The following is a 15,800-nucleotide window of genomic DNA, read 5'->3' as shown; positions in this document are numbered from 1 at the left end:
CAGCAACTAGCTGGCGGTATCGTTTTGTCATTAGAGTAACCGAAAGAAAGAGGTTCCCGTGTCCCGTACAATTATGTTAATACCTACTGGCACCAGCGTTGGCTTAACTAGCGTTAGCCTAGGTGTCGTTCGCTCAATGGAACAAAAAGGTGTTCAATTAAGCGTTTTCAAACCTATCGCACAGCCACGCGTCTCTGGCAATAAAGACCAAACCACTGAAGTCCTGCGTTCTCATTCAAGTATTACTACCATTGTTGAACCACTGACAATGGAATACGTTGAATCGCTACTGACCTCTTCCAAAAAAGATGTATTAATGGAAGAAATCGTAGCTCGCTATCATGACCACACAAAAAATGCGGAAGTGATTTTAATTGAAGGTTTAGTGCCAACGCGTAAACACTCTTTTGCTCAATCATTAAACTATGAAATTGCCAAAACATTAGGCGCAGAAATTGTTTTCGTCACTGCACCAGGCAACAGCTCAATTACACAAATGCAAGAGCGTTTAGAGCTAGTACGTAACGAATTTGGTGGCCAACGCAATAAAAATATTATTGGCGTGATCATCAACAAGGTGAATGCCCCTGTTGATGAACAAGGTCGTACTCGCCCTGACCTATCTGAAATCTTTGACGATTCAACTAAGGCAACTGTAGCTAACCTCGATACTAAGCAACTTTCTGCGCTGAATCTGCCGGTACTGGCATCTATTCCATGGAACTTTGATTTAATTGCCACCCGTGCAATTGACATGGCAAAACACTTAGGTGCAGAGATTGTTAATGAAGGCGAAATCAAAACTCGTCGCGTTAAATCTGTGACTTTCTGTGCACGTAGCATCCCGCACATGCTTGAACACTTCCGTCCAGGCTCATTATTAGTGACCTCAGCGGATCGCCCTGATGTATTAGTTTCCGCATCACTGGCGGCAATGAACGGGGTTGAAATCGGTGCAGTTCTACTCACTGGTGGCTACAATATCGATGCGCCTATTCGCCAACTTTGTGAACAAGCCTTCGAAACTGGCTTGCCTGTTTTCATGGTGAAAAGCAATACATGGCAAACATCACTGAATTTACAAAGCTTTAGCTTAGAAGTTCCTGCGGATGACCATGAGCGTATTGAAAAAATTCAAAACTATGTCGCTCGTCATATTAGTAGTGATTGGATTGAATCACTGGTTGCAGACTCTGAACGCCCTAATCGCTTATCACCACCTGCATTCCGTTATCAGTTAACGGAATTAGCTCGTAAAGCAGGCAAGCGTATTGTTCTTCCTGAAGGCGACGAACCTCGCACAGTTAAAGCTGCATCTATCTGTGCAGAGCGCGGTATTGCAACTTGCGTACTGTTAGGTAACCCAGAAGACATTCGTCGGGTTGCTGCCGCGCAAGGTATTGAACTCGGTACTGGTATTGAAATTGTCGACCCAATTAAAGTCCGCGAAGAATATGTTGCTCGCCTCGTTGAATTACGTAAGAGCAAAGGAATGACAGAGGTTGTTGCACGTGAACAACTAGAAGATAACGTCGTATTAGGGACACTAATGCTGGAAAAAGGCGAAGTTGATGGCCTAGTTTCTGGTGCTGTTCATACGACTGCAAATACTATCCGTCCACCGCTGCAATTAATTAAAACAGCACCGGGTAGCTCATTAGTTTCTTCTGTTTTCTTTATGCTACTACCTGAACAAGTCTTTGTTTATGGTGACTGTGCTATCAACCCAGACCCAACTGCAGAACAATTATCAGAAATCGCTATCCAATCCGCTGATTCTGCAAAAGCGTTCGGTATTGACCCACGCGTTGCGATGATTTCCTATTCCACAGGTGATTCAGGTGCGGGTAGTGATGTTGAGAAAGTACGTGAAGCAACCCGTTTAGCACAAGAAAAACGCCCAGATCTGATGATTGATGGCCCATTACAGTACGATGCCGCAGTAATGGCTGATGTGGCTAAATCCAAAGCACCTAATTCACCAGTTGCAGGTAAAGCGACCGTATTTATCTTCCCAGACTTAAATACCGGTAATACCACGTATAAAGCCGTACAACGTTCTGCTGACCTTGTCTCCATCGGTCCAATGTTGCAAGGTATGCGTAAACCGGTCAATGACTTGTCTCGTGGCGCGTTAGTTGATGACATCGTTTATACCGTTGCATTAACCGCTATCCAAGCAGTACAAAACGAAAACGCTTAATTAGTCGATTATTGCGATGAATGCCAGCCAGCTTACTTAACTGGTTGGCATTTTTTATGACTGTAATAAACCGGAAATAGTGTTTCTTAACCAACTTAATGCATTGTCTGTATCACTACGTTCATGCCATATCATCTGAAAATCGAGCAACGGAATTTCAATTGGCGGCTCAAACATAACACACTGCTCATTCATTCCTTGTGAAAATACTTTCTGGGCAACAGTTAAAATCAAATCCGTGTTTTCAATCAATTGTGGCGCAACTTGCCAATAAGGCACCGTAACAGCAACACGCCTTTGTTGATTTAAGCGCTTTAATTGAATATCTACTTCATTTGCGTCAAAAGGTTTCATACTGACAGCAACATGTGGATATGAAAGCCATTCATTCAGCTCCATCGCTCCTTTTGGGCAAATCGATTTATCTGCCACACTTACCATTTGGTCTTGAAAAATAGACTGTGTATGTAGGGTATTATCCAATGAATTGAACACCCCAAATGCCAAATCTAAACTCCCTTCTTGTAATTTAGTCTGCATTTCTTCACGACTACAATGCCAAATTTTCAAATCAACATCAGGTGCATGTAACCGCAAATAACGTGTGAGCGGTAATGTAATAATTGCCGCACCGTAGTCAGATAAAGCGATATTAAACTGCCGATGACATAACTCTGGCCGGAAATTTTGTTGAGAAATCAAATAATCAAGCTGTTCTAATGCATTTAATAATGGTTCATACAAAGCCCCAGCCTTACTGGTTAATTGGTACTGTCCTTGTTGGCGAACCAATAATGGGTCTTGAAATAGCTCGCGCAACTGGTTCAATGTATGACTAACAGCAGGTTGGCTTTTATGTAGCGCCTCAGCTGCGCGGCTTACATGACGCTCTCGCAACAAAACCAACAATGTAACCAATTGATTTAAATCTAATTTTCTTAAGTTATTCATTTGACGAATAGTACCTTATAAAATTGTTCATTTCCCAATCAGTCTCCCGCTCATTAAGCTCATCTTAAATCAATAATGATAACTCTGAGGTTTATATGTCTACACTGTCATTATCTGGGGTACTCTTGGCATTAGTGGCCCTATTTGCTGGGGTAGTTGTACCTATCCAAGCAGCGAGTAATGCACTCTTAGCACGTCAATTAGGTCATCCACTATGGGCAACAGCAATTTCCTTGATTATCAGTATAATCGTACTCATTCCATTATTATTTATGTTTAAAGTACCAAGACCAAATTTTAGTATTGAGCTTTTCCAGCAACCTATCTGGATTTGGTTTGGCGGGCTTGCCGGTATGCTCTATCTAACTTCAGCACTGATTTTAGTTCCTAGAATTGGCAGCACGACGTTCTTTGTTATGGTAATTGTAGGACAGTTAATGATTTCAGCCTTGATAGAGCACTTCGGTTGGTTTGGAATGCCACAAAATCCCGTTCCACTTGGAAAAATACTTGGAATTGGTTTAGTGATTACGGGAGTATTTTGCGTTCAATTGTCTCGTAAATAATCAGCATAAAAATACCCGCATCAATGGCGGGTATTTAACTTAGTTTCATATCCCAATATTATTTTTTACGGGTCAATAACGAAACAACCACTGCCACAATAATATTCAGAATAAATGCAGCAATACCGATATTCATGAAACTTAAACTTTCCCCTAACCAAGGGAACAATTGCGCTAAAGAAATTTTCTCGATATAGGTTACCGCAAGAAATAAAACCCCCGCAGAAATCCCACAAATAGCCCCCGCAGGTGTCATTGGGTTTTTCTGTTTAAAGCTCATCAATAAAGCTGGGAAAAACTGTGCAACAATATTGACCCCGAGTAACATAATAGCCACCAAGGTATCGTTACTGTGGAAAATAAAATACAAGCTGACTAACGCAACAACAGGCACCATAAAGCGTGCATAAACGCCAGACTGGCGTTTTTCCTCACTCACACCCATCGCTTTTTGTACAACTCCCGCTAACATATTAGAGGTGGTTAGCAACAACATCGACCCTGGGACTAATGCGGTTAGCATACCCGCAGCACCAATAAAACCAACCACAATAGGTGAGAAGGTGCTTTTAGATATCTCAAACAACGATAAATCTACGGCCGCCCCTTCAAGATGCGGAATTTGCAGTATAGAGGCATAACCGACGAAAAATGCGAATAGCATAATCAAGCTGTACGCTGGGATCAAAATACTATTACGTTTCAGTGATTTTTCATCTTTTGCAGTAAACACTGCGGCCATATAATGCGGCCAACAGAAATAGGCAACCACAGATAAGAATATTGTGGAAATATACCACGGGATATTTAGACCCGTTTCGGAGAATGTTAAAAAGCTTGGCATCGCTGTATCTATCGCTTTAAACATATCCCCAAAACTACCGTAATAATGAAGTGGGATATAAATACCGATAAATACCACCACAATTAAAATCATTAAATCTTTCAGTGCAGATGTCCAAGCTGACCCATGAATACCGGAAATCATCACAAATAATGTTACTGCAATAATACCAATCCAGATGGCAATATCCGCAGGAATTGCTCCATAAGACGCTTGAGAAACAATAATACCTAATCCTTTAAGCTGCAAAACAAATAAAGGCACCATCGCAGCAATAGAAATCAAGCTAATCAATAACCCTAACCCCGGGCTTTGGTATTTCTTGGTAAATAACTCAGAAATCGTTCTGACATCATTATCTTTTGCAAAGCGCCATACTCTTGGGTGTACCCAGTATAAAAAGATCCCCATAAAAGCATTGACCGCTAAGGTATATAGAATCGCAGGTCCTTTACCGTAAGCCCAGCCGCTTCCGCCAAGAAAAGTAAACGTGGTATATATTTCCCCTGCACTTAGAAGGAAAACCAGTAATGCACCATAGCTGCGCCCACCGACAGACCACCCTTCGTGATCCATCGTTTTGCCTTTTTTAGCACGGATAGCAAGATAAATGCTAAATAGGAAAAAAATAGTAATAATAATTAGTGCGGAACTCATGAGCTTTCCTTCGTATTTTTATTATCTAATACATTGATTAGTAACATAACTAAGGCTGTAATAATCACCCATGAGACAATCCAGAACATTAAAAATGGCAAGCCCATAACAAAAGGTTCTACTTGGTTGGCATAATAGATACCTACGGTTAATGCGAGGATTGGAAAAATAACTAAATAATGATACCACTTCATATACCGCCCCTTATTCCACTTGCCCGAAAGAAATTAATTCACGAGGCAAATGACTTAACATTTCTACTCCGTCTTCAGTAATAAGCAGCATATCTTCAATCATAATGCCGCCAACACCAATCCCGTAATACGGTGTTTCTAAACTCATCACCATCCCAGGTCTAAATATCTCTGTCGTCGCCGCGCTCACAAAAGGGGCTTCTTCTAACCCAACGAATACCCCATCACCATGGCCTAGGTGCCCACGATTATAATGAGGTAAACCCGAAGAACGAATGAGGGCCATTGTTTCATTAAAAACATCACTTAATGCAACACCGGGTGCAACTCGGCTTAACATATATTGATGGCCTTTTAAGATAGTGTGATAAATAGCAGCGACTTTTTCATTCGGTTGACCAACCACAAATGTCCTTGCAATATCAGCACCATAACCTGCCACATCTACACCACAGTCAAATTTAATTAAGTCACCTTCTTTTGCCGGTTGGTCATCTGGGATCATTTTGGGTGAAAAATCACTGCCCACTGAAATTAAATTGAAGCGACTATAGTTCGTTTCAGGGAATTCCATCACTTTAGCTTTAAAAGCAGCGGTTAATTCCGCTGAAGTACAGCCAACCCCGATTAATTGACTCGCAGCAGCGATACCGGCTTCTGTAATTTGTGCAGATTTTCTGAGATGAGCGATTTCCCACGCACTTTTAATCATGCGTAATTCATTAAATAACGGCGAAGAGTCAACCAAATTTAAACCGGGAATAACCCTATCCAACCATACCTTACCAGTATGTGTAATTTGATTTAATTCAATCGCAACTGGTTTCCCATAAACCCCCGCTTCTGACAACGCTTCTTTGAGTAAATTGAAAATCGTTTCAATTGGGCTATTAATTGGCCTAGCCTTCATCACTTTGCCATTTTCAGGGTTGTAAGGGTCGTCGACATCCACCCATATTGGAAATGTTTTAATCTTTGCATTAGGCATTTGAAGCGACAAATTTGCTGCTTCAAATTCATTCATAATAACCAATGATTCTATGGAAGGATCGCGAAAAATAACCGCAATCGCAGAGCCTGTTTGCCTGAAAGTGTACATAAAGAAGCTTGCAAAACTGGTTAGGTGATAGAAGTTATCACCCACGGTTGCGATTAATGCTTCAATCCCTTCACGTTCCATAATCTCACGGGCTTTATTGGTTACGTTCTCAAGGTGTTGTTGTTTCAAAAAAGTATTCTGTTTATCAATTGTCATTTTTATTCTCTCGAAGCGTTATATATACATCAAGCAGTGCATCATATCGCAAACGATAAATGTTAAGTTCTGTCACATTATATCTAGTGTGGAAATGAATACATCGTTTAGCATGCAAGTTGGTTATAACTAATCGTTATATATTAGCCAGAAATTAACTTTGCTAGAGATTTGATTTTGGGGAAAATAAAGAAAAGGACTAAATAAAATAGCCCTTTAATAATTTAAATCTGATTGGTTATGAATTTTCAGCACAAGTGATGGTTTTTTCTAACTCATTATTGCGAGTTAACCACAAAGAAAGCGCTTTGAGTGAATCTGGCGTAAATTCATCACAGCGTGCGCTGATCTCTTTCGGAGTCAACCAACTGACTTCAACAACTTCAGATTCTTGTAAAGCAAATGGGCCATGGCTCACACAGCTAAACAACCCGCCCCAAACACGACAATGCGCATCTTCAAAATAAAAATGGCCATGTTCCGCAAAAGGAACGCCTGCAATACCCAGCTCTTCTTCAGCTTCGCGCTTTGCAGAATCAAGGATGTTTTCCCCTTTTGTCACGACCCCACCTGCTGTTGCGTCAAGGAAACCGGGGTGAAAATCTTTAATATCAGTGCGTCGTTGAACCAATATTTTGCCCATTCCGTCATGAACAACTATGTAAGTTGCACGGTGACGTAGGTTTTCTGCCCGCATTTGGCTACGTGTTGCTTGAGCAATCACCGTATTGTCTTCATCAACAATATCGACCCATTCAACGACTTCGGTTGGTTGTTCCATCCTGTAAACCTTTTATTTTTAAGCTAAAAATGCTTATATCATTAGACTGATTATTATTGTGTGCCAGATAATATCAATCCGCATTGATCCGCGCCTATGGAGATGATCCTAGCTGAATTTGTAATTAGTTGCCATCATAAAAAGCACTTCTTTATTGCAATGATAATGAGGCCAAGTTTCTTTAAGGTAGTCCAAGCAAATCATACAAATTGTATTCACAAATGCTATAGTTAAATCATAACGCTGTAGTTTGTGACTGATCTCAGGGATATCCCCTAAATAGTTCAAATTGCAGCTAGGCGCTAAGAGATGGCATCCTTAGGAGCATACACAAGTATGTGACTAAGGTGACAGAACGTAGGCAACAACGCTGCGGTTTGAAATATGACGGGGATAAGGAGCATACACAAGTATGTGACTAAGCTGACAGAACGCAAGCAACAACGATGCGGTTTGAAATATGACGGGGATGGCGATGAAGATACTCATAACAGGCGGCACCGGGCTAATCGGAACACCACTTATCCAAAAACTGATTTCTCTTGGACATCAGGTTACTGTGTTAAGCCGTTCTCCGCAGAAAGTTTATAGCCATTTTTGCAAGGCGGTTGAGTGCTGGACGTCTCTTAATGATCAAACTCACCTGAATGACTTTGATGCCGTTATTAACCTTGCTGGCGAACCGATCGCGGAAAAGCGCTGGACCGAAGAACAAAAAAAGTTATTGTGCGATAGTCGTTGGAAATTGACGCAAAAGCTGAGCGAGTTAATCCTCGCCAGTGAAACGCCACCTCGTGTATTTTTATCGGGTTCTGCTGTCGGTTATTATGGCAACCAAGGCCAGTCGGTCGTGACTGAAGACGAGCAACCCCACGATGAATTTACTCACCAACTCACACAGCATTGGGAAGCGTTAGCCGCTAATGCACAATCGGAAAAAACGCGCGTTTGTTTATTACGCACAGGCCTAGTGCTATCGGCGAATGGTGGTTTACTGGCTAAAATTCTCCCCATTTTCAAAATGGGAGCGGGAGGTCCAATCGGTGACGGAAAACAATATATGCCATGGATACATATCAACGATATGGTTCGGGCAATTTGTTTTCTATTGGATAGCCCAACGCTTTCTGGGCCCTTTAATATGACATCGCCTTATCCAGTCCATAATGACTTATTTTCTGCCACGTTAGGTGATGTTATCAATCGCCCTTCATTTGTGCGAACGCCCGCTTTTGTGATTAAGACCATCATGGGAGAGTCTGCAGCACTGGTGTTGGGTGGTCAACAGGCAATTCCCAAAAGGTTGGAAGAAGCAGGATTCCAGTTTGAGCATATAGAATTAAAAGAAGCGCTTACTGACTTGCTTATTCCACATACAGATGAGTAAGGGTTATTTCCCCCCTTGCCAGCGGTGAAATAGGTCTTGCTCCAGTTCTATATCAAACTGATCAAGGATACGATTAACGGTTTGGTTGATAATATCTTGGATTGTTTCAGGTTGGTGATAAAACGCTGGCATCGGGGGCATGATCACGGCTCCCATCTCTGCCGCTTGTACCATTAAGCGCAAATGGCCTAAATGTAATGGTGTTTCTCGTACACCTAACACCAATTTTTTCCCTTCTTTGAGGACCACATCGGCCGCTCTTGTGACTAAGGTATCAGTGTAGCTATGAACAATGCCAGACAGTGTCTTCATGGTGCAGGGCATGATCACCATTCCAGCAGTGCGAAACGAACCTGAAGAAATTGCAGCGGCGATATCGCGACTATCATAGTTATGGTCAGCTAACTGCTGAACCTCTTTTACACTATAGTCAGTTTCTAATGCTAATGTTTGACGGGCAGCCGCACTCATCACCAAATGGGTTTCCACCTCTTTAACAGGTTTCAACACTTCAAGCAACCGGACACCATAAATAGCCCCACTCGCCCCTGTTAACCCAATGATCAGTTTTTTCATTTCGCTGCCCTATTCACGATAACTCAGCGCATTATATACAATATTCACTCAAATTGCAGATACCAACAATGCTGCAACCCTATCTATAATGAAAATTTAAGCAATTAACCACAATCCCAATTATACACAACTCGACTAAAATCCCTTTTCTTCAGGTCATCGGGGTGAATAAAAAAATTACCCACTCCCATATCTCCCCACATAATCCCTATTTCATAATCGGTATTTATTTGGAGAAGTAATTCATATTGTTGAATATCTTTTTCGTATTCTCTTGGGTCGGTTTGAGTGAAGAACGGATAACCGCCTATGCAATGTGCCCCTGATTCAAAAGTATCACTGTAAGGCTCAACCCATTCGTCGTAAAAGTCTTCACCGTCAAATTGGTCCTCATAATCGTAGAGGTTATCAACCCCTAAAATTTTCTGGCCAAATTGGAAATCATCAATACTGATGAACTGTTCCGCAGGCGTATATTCAATACTGTATTGGTGATCTATAGGGGTATAGTAATCATCGGAATGGGCTGCAATCACGGCGGAAAAATCTTGGGTTAATTGGGCGGCATCTTCAATAACCTCTTCCCAATAAATAATGCAGAAATCTTCCTGTTTTTGCCTTTGTTCAAAGTCGGCTCCATATAAGTCATCACCACCAATAAAAAACTGCAAAATGCCCTTTTCAGGGTAATTTTCTAAGTTAGGCATTTGTGCAAAATTAATTTGGGCAAGTAACTTGAGCGGCGTTCCTTCGCTATTCGTCGGATACTTTTCATTTAGCGGCAAATACGGCATTCCCCCGACACGACTATCCCATAATATATAGTCTTCAACTGGGGTTAACGTCATTTCAACAAGGGATTTTTTAGTGGATTTGATTTTATCTACAAAAGGTTTAATCACATCAGGAAGGGAGTTGAAATCAGCCATATATCGCTCCAAATAGGCAGTTAATGTCCCTCTAGCTTACTCGATTTTTACGTATTTTAAATCAGACATAACTGTAACTTACGCCTTCATTTAACGTCATAGTTTTCTTGATATTTTAGGCTACAGATTAAAGATGGGAAAAATCAGAATCACTGTGGATTTTCTATATAGTTAGGGTTACAGCTAGGCGGCTAGCAAAGAGACCCTAGGAGCGTAGAAAACTACGTGACCAGGGCGAATTTGTGAAGCCAACAACGCTGTAGCCCAAACTATGACGAAAATTGACGAAAATTTAGCCTTCGTTATAAATCTCTAGGTCTTCAACCTCACTCTGATCCTTCAACTTTAACTCATCGTCTTTTCGTAAGTTTTCTAGGTAGTCTAAATAACTTTGGTCGATATCTTTGGTCACATAAATACCATCAAACACGGAGCACTCAAATTCTGTGATTTCAGGGTTTTCTTCACGGACGGCAGCGACTAAATCGGTCAAATCTTGGAAAATTAGCCCATCTGCACCGATAAGTTTGCGAATTTCATCCACTTCGCGACCGTGTGCTATTAATTCATTTGCATTTGGCATATCAATGCCATATACGTTCGGGAAACGCACTTCTGGTGCCGCTGAAGCAAAGTAAACATTTTTTGCTCCCGCTTCACGCGCGAGTTCAACTATTTGCTCAGATGTTGTGCCGCGAACAATGGAGTCATCAATGAGTAAGACGTTTTTATCACGAAACTCCGCGCGGTTCGCATTGAGCTTACGACGGACTGATTTACGACGCTCTTGCTGACCCGGCATGATAAACGTACGACCAACATAACGATTTTTCACGAAACCTTGGCGGTATGGTTTATCCAGAATATGTGCGATTTCTAGCGCGATATCACACGATGTTTCTGGGATAGGAATTACCACATCAATGTTTAAATCTTCCCATTCTCGAGCAATTTTGGCGCCCAATTTTTGCCCCATGCGTAATCTTGCGTTATACACAGACACTTTATCAATAAAAGAGTCTTGGCGAGCAAAATACACATATTCAAAGATACATGGGGTCAATTGCGGGTTATCAGAACATTGGCGTGTAAATAGTTGCCCTTTTTCCGTCACATAGACCGCTTCGCCCGGAGCAACATCGCGTAAAAATTCGAACCCTAATGTATCAAGTGCAACACTTTCTGAAGCGACCATATATTCATGCTCACCGCTTTCAGTAATGCGACGCCCTAGTACTAACGGGCGGATCCCATGAGGGTCTCGGAAAGCTAACATACCATGGCCAATAATTAGCGCTACACAAGCATATGCACCGCGTAATTTTTTATGCATGGCTGACACAGCGCTGAAAACATTGTCTGGTTCGAGAGGGAAATGATCAAACCTATCCAGCTCATGCGCTAATACGTTCAGTAATATCTCAGAATCAGAGGTGGTATTAACATGGCGACGCGCGGTTTCAAATAAACTCCGAGTGAGTTCATGAGCGTTTGTCAGATTACCATTATGCGCAAGTGTAATACCAAAAGGTGAGTTTACGTAGAAAGGCTGCGCCTCAGAAGCGCTTGAGCTACCTGCTGTTGGATAACGGACATGCCCTAACCCCATGCATCCCTGTAATCTCAGCATATGGCGTGTTTCAAATACATCTTTAACAAGACCATTTGCTTTGCGTAAACGAATGTTGTTTTTGCCATCAATCGTGGCAATACCTGCTGCATCTTGCCCACGATGCTGAAGCACCGTGAGAGCATCATAAATTGATTGGTTTACCGGTGTAACACCGGCGATACCGACAATACCGCACATTTAGTCTTTCCTCATCAGCCAGACGGAGAAATGTTCTCCGGTAGGAAACTTGACGCATTTTGCAGGTAGTCAAAAAACCACCTGATTATATGACTGAACTGCGGAATAAGTTCCGAACGCTGCCAGTCCTCACTTTGAGGTAATGGTGTAAATGTATCGAGAAAAAACAGTAATGCCGAAACTATTAACACACCACGCAGCGCACCGAAGCAGATCCCCAGAACTCGATCTGTACCTGATAACCCGGTTTTTTGTACTAACGAGCTAATCACATAGTTCACCACCGCGCCAACAATTAATGTGGCAATAAACAGTGCGGCGATAGCAATGCCATTTCTAACCAGCACATCCTCAAAACGGGTAAAGTAGCCCGCTAAGTAAGGATAAAACGTACTCGCAACAAAAAAAGCACAGCCCCATGTCACCAGTGAGAGCGCCTCTCGTACAAAACCACGGATCAAGCTAACTAGTGCCGAGAAGCCAATAATGGCGATAATTGTGTAATCTATCCAGACCATATTTCATTCCAAAATTCGCACTCACGACATCAGCGAAGTGCATTCTAACAGAAAACGAAAACGTTTGCGTAACCATTTTTCTATCAAATTAAAAAAAATAGCGGCGAAAAGAAAAAATCATAATCGCCGCAGTAAGTTACTAAATCCCCTTACCTTTTAGGGATTATTTAAATTCTATTTTAAGGTTTATAGCTTTGGATTATCCCTTTTGTCCCCGTAATCTTATTCAGTTCTGGTAAAGCCGCTTCTAGTCTCTGCCTTGAAGCCTCAGGCCCGACGTAGATCCGCGTGAGTTTATTATTCACCGGCTTGGCAGGAACCGTATAAACTTGGTAACCGGACAACCTTAGTTTAGCGACAATCTCTTCAACTTTACTTGCATTGTTCAATGCAATCACTTGCACAACAAACGCTTTGCCCTGTGGTTGAGGCTTAGGTTCTGGCTTAGGCTCGGGTTTGGGTTGTGGTTTCGGCTCAACTTTAGGTTCAGGCTTAGGCTCCGGCTTGACGGGTTCAACTACGCTCGGCGCAGGAGTTGTCGTCGATGGCCGAGTTTCAACCTGCTCATTCTGTTGCTGCGTAATGGCTTCTGACAACATGGCTTCAGAAGCACCTTCTGAAGAAGCAGTGGTTGTCGTACTGACAATAGGCGCTATTGCTTCAATATCTTCTTCATCACCCGGTTTAGGGATAATAGGAATGGCCGCAAATTCATTTTCATTGTATTTCTTATCGCCATCAAGCAGAGCAGGAAGCACAATAACCCCCACTGCAACAAGCACAATGGCGCCAGCAAGTCGATTCTGAAATTTACTAGCCACCGGCACTATCCTTCTTGATTTTCCAATAACATCATGACGTGAGCAACGGTATGAAATGACCCGCACACCACAATCACATCTTGCTCGTTTGCATCGATGCAAGCTTGCTGCCACGCTTTTTCTACGCTGTCAAACTGGTTAGCTGTCGGTAAATGTTGACTCAGTTGAGCCACATCAGCCCCCCTAAACTCAGTTAATGGCGCAAGGTACCAATCGGTGACTTGTTGTGATAAACACTCAAGCGTACCTTTGATGTCTTTATCACCTAGCATCCCGACAACCGCACGAATATGACGACCTTTAGTTTCAGGTAAGGCAGCCAATTTACTGACTAAGTAGCCTGCAGCATGAGGGTTATGCGCCACATCCAAGATCATCAACGGTTTTTCACCGATAATTTGGAAGCGCCCTGGTAATTGAGCTGATTCCAAACCTCGATGAATAGCGGACTCAGTCACTTTTTGGGCAATATCAGCATCAATTTCCAATAAGCAACTCACCACACCGAGTGCTGTTGCTGCGTTTGCTAAAGGGACATTCGGTAACGGCAAATTATGCCATTCACGCTGTGAACTTTGCCACGACCAGCTATTTGCTTGCTCACTGTATTGCCAATCCGTCCCACGACGAAATAGCTTCGTGCCTAAATGCTCTGCCACTTGACTGATTGAAGCTGGCATATCCGGCTCACCAACCACACCATAATGGCCAGCACGGAAGATACCGGCTTTTTCATAACCAATATGTTCACGGTCTGAACCAAGCCAATCAGTGTGATCAAGTGCGATACTGGTGATTGCGGCTATATCTGCATCAACGACATTGGTCGCGTCTAACCGCCCACCTAAACCGACTTCTAAAATCACAATATCGAGTTTAGCCTGTTTAAATAATTGCAGTGCGGCCAGAGTGCCATATTCAAAATAGGTGAGAGAAATATCTGCTCGCTGAGCTTCAATTATGGCAAATGCCTCACAGAAATCAGACTCGGGAAGTTCTTGGCCTTGAATACGAACGCGTTCGGTATAACGGATAAGATGCGGTGAACTGTATACCCCAACTTTTAAGCCAGACGCCATAAATATGGACTCTAGTGTATGGCAAGTTGTCCCTTTTCCGTTGGTTCCCGTCACAGTGATAACTTTGGGGGCAGGCTGCGTTAAGTTCATTTTCCTAGCAACTTGACCAACTCGCTCCAACCCCATATCAATATTTTGGCTATGTAAGTCGGTGAGATAAGAAAGCCAAGCCTCCAATGGAGACTTGGCATTAGGAATGATTAGATTACTCATCATCTTTTTTATGCTTTTCAGAATCCTTTTTTGGCTCTTGGGCATCAAGTTCATCAACGGCATCGATGTCGATTTCAACCGTTTCCGCTACGATGATTGGTGTCTCATTAAAGCTTGGTTTATTGGTTAACATCGCCAATATTTCAGCTAAACGGTCACGCATCTCAGGGCGGCGAACAATCATGTCAATCGCGCCTTTTTCAAGTAAGAATTCACTGCGTTGGAAGCCTTGCGGTAATTTTTCGCGAACAGTTTGCTCGATAACACGTGGCCCTGCGAAACCAATTAACGCTTTCGGCTCTGCCACGTTAATATCGCCTAACATTGCCAAACTTGCAGACACCCCACCCATGGTTGGGTCAGTTAATACTGAAATGTAAGGTAAGCCACGCTCTTGCAGTTTTGCTAATGCGGCACTGGTTTTTGCCATCTGCATTAATGACAACAGTGCTTCTTGCATACGTGCACCGCCACTTGAAGAGAAACAGACCAACGGGCAGTTATCTTCCAGAGCTTGTTCAACAGCACGGACAAAACGCGCACCGACAACTGAAGCCATTGAACCGCCCATAAAGGCAAATTCAAACGCCGCAGCCACAACTGGCATACCTTTCAACGTGCCTTTCATCACGATGATCGCGTCTTTTTCACCGGTTTCTTTTTGTGCTGCAACAATACGATCTTTATATTTTTTTGAATCTTTGAACTTCAGAATGTCTTTAGGCTCAAGTTCGCTGCCTAATTCTGTTGTTGAGTTTTCATCAAGGAAGGTTTCTAAGCGCTGACGTGCGTGAATTCGCATGTGATGGTCACATTTTGGACACACGGATAAATTACGCTCTAATTCAGCACCATATAATACTTGCCCGCAGCTATCGCATTTAGTCCAAACTCCCTCTGGGATGTTGGCTTTGTGTGATTGGGTCAAGTTACCTTTCTTTAAAATTTTTTCAATCCAGCTCATTAATGGACCTTTTTGTCTGATTCACTCTGGTTATCACCAGTATGTAATTTTT

The 15,800-nt window shown here is 42.4% G+C and carries 15 protein-coding genes; 3 read left to right on the top strand and 12 right to left on the bottom strand.

Going from position 1 to position 15,800, the window contains the following annotated elements:
- Positions 1-73 precede the first annotated feature (73 nt).
- Entirely contained in the window at positions 74-2,203 is a 2,130-nt protein-coding gene (gene pta / locus PSE60_RS04040) for a phosphate acetyltransferase (protein WP_210837028.1), read from the top strand.
- Positions 2,204-2,257: 54 nt separating this feature from the next.
- On the opposite strand, the gene PSE60_RS04035 is transcribed toward pta, so the two are convergent.
- A complete protein-coding gene (locus PSE60_RS04035; protein ID WP_272664628.1) occupies positions 2,258-3,154 on the bottom strand; it encodes a LysR family transcriptional regulator in 897 nt (298 codons plus the stop codon).
- A 95-nt stretch (positions 3,155-3,249) separates the two neighbouring features.
- Between PSE60_RS04035 and PSE60_RS04030 the strand changes: the two genes are divergently transcribed.
- Complete coding sequence (locus PSE60_RS04030) at positions 3,250-3,720, top strand: DMT family transporter (RefSeq protein ID WP_210837003.1); 471 nt, start codon at positions 3,250-3,252, stop codon at positions 3,718-3,720.
- A gap of 58 nt (positions 3,721-3,778) precedes the next feature.
- On the opposite strand, the gene PSE60_RS04025 is transcribed toward PSE60_RS04030, so the two are convergent.
- The 4 genes from PSE60_RS04025 to yfcD form a co-directional block, all read right to left on the bottom strand.
- The gene (locus PSE60_RS04025; RefSeq protein ID WP_272664627.1) at positions 3,779-5,221 is read right to left on the bottom strand and encodes a sodium:solute symporter family protein; all 1,443 of its coding nucleotides are present in this window, start codon (positions 5,219-5,221) and stop codon (positions 3,779-3,781) included.
- On the bottom strand, positions 5,218-5,415 hold the full coding sequence (locus PSE60_RS04020) for a DUF3311 domain-containing protein (RefSeq protein ID WP_210837007.1): 198 nt from the start codon (positions 5,413-5,415) through the stop codon (positions 5,218-5,220). The genes PSE60_RS04025 and PSE60_RS04020 overlap by 4 nt, the downstream gene beginning before the upstream one ends.
- Before the next feature lie 10 nt (positions 5,416-5,425).
- Positions 5,426-6,670, bottom strand: coding sequence for a M24 family metallopeptidase (locus tag PSE60_RS04015; RefSeq protein WP_272664626.1), 1,245 nt, complete (start codon positions 6,668-6,670; stop codon positions 5,426-5,428).
- A 238-nt stretch (positions 6,671-6,908) separates the two neighbouring features.
- Positions 6,909-7,451, bottom strand: coding sequence for an NUDIX hydrolase YfcD (yfcD, locus tag PSE60_RS04010; RefSeq protein WP_004912292.1), 543 nt, complete (start codon positions 7,449-7,451; stop codon positions 6,909-6,911).
- Between the two features lie 475 nt (positions 7,452-7,926).
- Here yfcD and PSE60_RS04005 point away from each other — a divergent pair, with 475 nt between their 5' ends.
- The gene (locus PSE60_RS04005; RefSeq protein ID WP_272664625.1) at positions 7,927-8,838 is read left to right on the top strand and encodes a TIGR01777 family oxidoreductase; all 912 of its coding nucleotides are present in this window, start codon (positions 7,927-7,929) and stop codon (positions 8,836-8,838) included.
- A gap of 3 nt (positions 8,839-8,841) precedes the next feature.
- Here the strand turns inward: PSE60_RS04005 and PSE60_RS04000 are convergent, their stop codons facing one another.
- From PSE60_RS04000 to accD, 7 genes are all read right to left on the bottom strand, one after another.
- Positions 8,842-9,414, bottom strand: coding sequence for a UbiX family flavin prenyltransferase (locus tag PSE60_RS04000; protein ID WP_210837015.1), 573 nt, complete (start codon positions 9,412-9,414; stop codon positions 8,842-8,844).
- Between the two features lie 104 nt (positions 9,415-9,518).
- Positions 9,519-10,343: a YwqG family protein gene (locus tag PSE60_RS03995; RefSeq protein ID WP_210837017.1), complete on the bottom strand. Its 825-nt coding sequence runs from the start codon at positions 10,341-10,343 to the stop codon at positions 9,519-9,521.
- 292 nt (positions 10,344-10,635) lie between these two features.
- Positions 10,636-12,153, bottom strand: a complete 1,518-nt coding sequence (purF, locus tag PSE60_RS03990; protein WP_004912298.1) for an amidophosphoribosyltransferase — start codon at positions 12,151-12,153, stop codon at positions 10,636-10,638.
- Between the two features lie 14 nt (positions 12,154-12,167).
- Positions 12,168-12,671, bottom strand: coding sequence for a colicin V production protein (gene cvpA / locus PSE60_RS03985; protein ID WP_004912301.1), 504 nt, complete (start codon positions 12,669-12,671; stop codon positions 12,168-12,170).
- A gap of 179 nt (positions 12,672-12,850) precedes the next feature.
- The gene (gene dedD / locus PSE60_RS03980; RefSeq protein ID WP_004912302.1) at positions 12,851-13,492 is read right to left on the bottom strand and encodes a cell division protein DedD; all 642 of its coding nucleotides are present in this window, start codon (positions 13,490-13,492) and stop codon (positions 12,851-12,853) included.
- 5 nt (positions 13,493-13,497) lie between these two features.
- Complete coding sequence (gene folC, locus PSE60_RS03975; protein ID WP_210837019.1) at positions 13,498-14,787, bottom strand: bifunctional tetrahydrofolate synthase/dihydrofolate synthase; 1,290 nt, start codon at positions 14,785-14,787, stop codon at positions 13,498-13,500.
- The gene (accD, locus tag PSE60_RS03970; protein ID WP_210837021.1) at positions 14,777-15,748 is read right to left on the bottom strand and encodes an acetyl-CoA carboxylase, carboxyltransferase subunit beta; all 972 of its coding nucleotides are present in this window, start codon (positions 15,746-15,748) and stop codon (positions 14,777-14,779) included. The genes folC and accD overlap by 11 nt, the downstream gene beginning before the upstream one ends.
- Positions 15,749-15,800: the final 52 nt, after the last annotated feature.

The organism is Providencia sp. PROV174 (assembly GCF_028480685.1).
Lineage (GTDB): Bacteria > Pseudomonadota > Gammaproteobacteria > Enterobacterales > Enterobacteriaceae > Providencia > Providencia rettgeri.
This window is presented reverse-complemented; position numbering and strand designations above follow the sequence as displayed.

Bases quoted from the DNA above. Each gene is read 5' to 3' on its own strand.
- PSE60_RS04000 (WP_210837015.1), bottom strand. From the start codon at position 9,414: ATGAAAAAACTGATCATTGGGTTAACAGGGGCGAGTGGGGCTATTTAT.
- PSE60_RS04020 (WP_210837007.1), bottom strand. From the start codon at position 5,415: ATGAAGTGGTATCATTATTTAGTTATTTTTCCAATCCTCGCATTAACC.
- PSE60_RS04015 (WP_272664626.1), bottom strand. From the start codon at position 6,670: ATGACAATTGATAAACAGAATACTTTTTTGAAACAACAACACCTTGAG.
- pta (WP_210837028.1), top strand. From the start codon at position 74: ATGTTAATACCTACTGGCACCAGCGTTGGCTTAACTAGCGTTAGCCTA.
- folC (WP_210837019.1), bottom strand. From the start codon at position 14,787: ATGATGAGTAATCTAATCATTCCTAATGCCAAGTCTCCATTGGAGGCT.
- PSE60_RS04005 (WP_272664625.1), top strand. From the start codon at position 7,927: ATGAAGATACTCATAACAGGCGGCACCGGGCTAATCGGAACACCACTT.
- PSE60_RS03995 (WP_210837017.1), bottom strand. From the start codon at position 10,343: ATGGCTGATTTCAACTCCCTTCCTGATGTGATTAAACCTTTTGTAGAT.
- purF (WP_004912298.1), bottom strand. From the start codon at position 12,153: ATGTGCGGTATTGTCGGTATCGCCGGTGTTACACCGGTAAACCAATCA.
- PSE60_RS04025 (WP_272664627.1), bottom strand. From the start codon at position 5,221: ATGAGTTCCGCACTAATTATTATTACTATTTTTTTCCTATTTAGCATT.
- PSE60_RS04030 (WP_210837003.1), top strand. From the start codon at position 3,250: ATGTCTACACTGTCATTATCTGGGGTACTCTTGGCATTAGTGGCCCTA.
- cvpA (WP_004912301.1), bottom strand. From the start codon at position 12,671: ATGGTCTGGATAGATTACACAATTATCGCCATTATTGGCTTCTCGGCA.
- PSE60_RS04035 (WP_272664628.1), bottom strand. From the start codon at position 3,154: ATGAATAACTTAAGAAAATTAGATTTAAATCAATTGGTTACATTGTTG.
- yfcD (WP_004912292.1), bottom strand. From the start codon at position 7,451: ATGGAACAACCAACCGAAGTCGTTGAATGGGTCGATATTGTTGATGAA.
- accD (WP_210837021.1), bottom strand. From the start codon at position 15,748: ATGAGCTGGATTGAAAAAATTTTAAAGAAAGGTAACTTGACCCAATCA.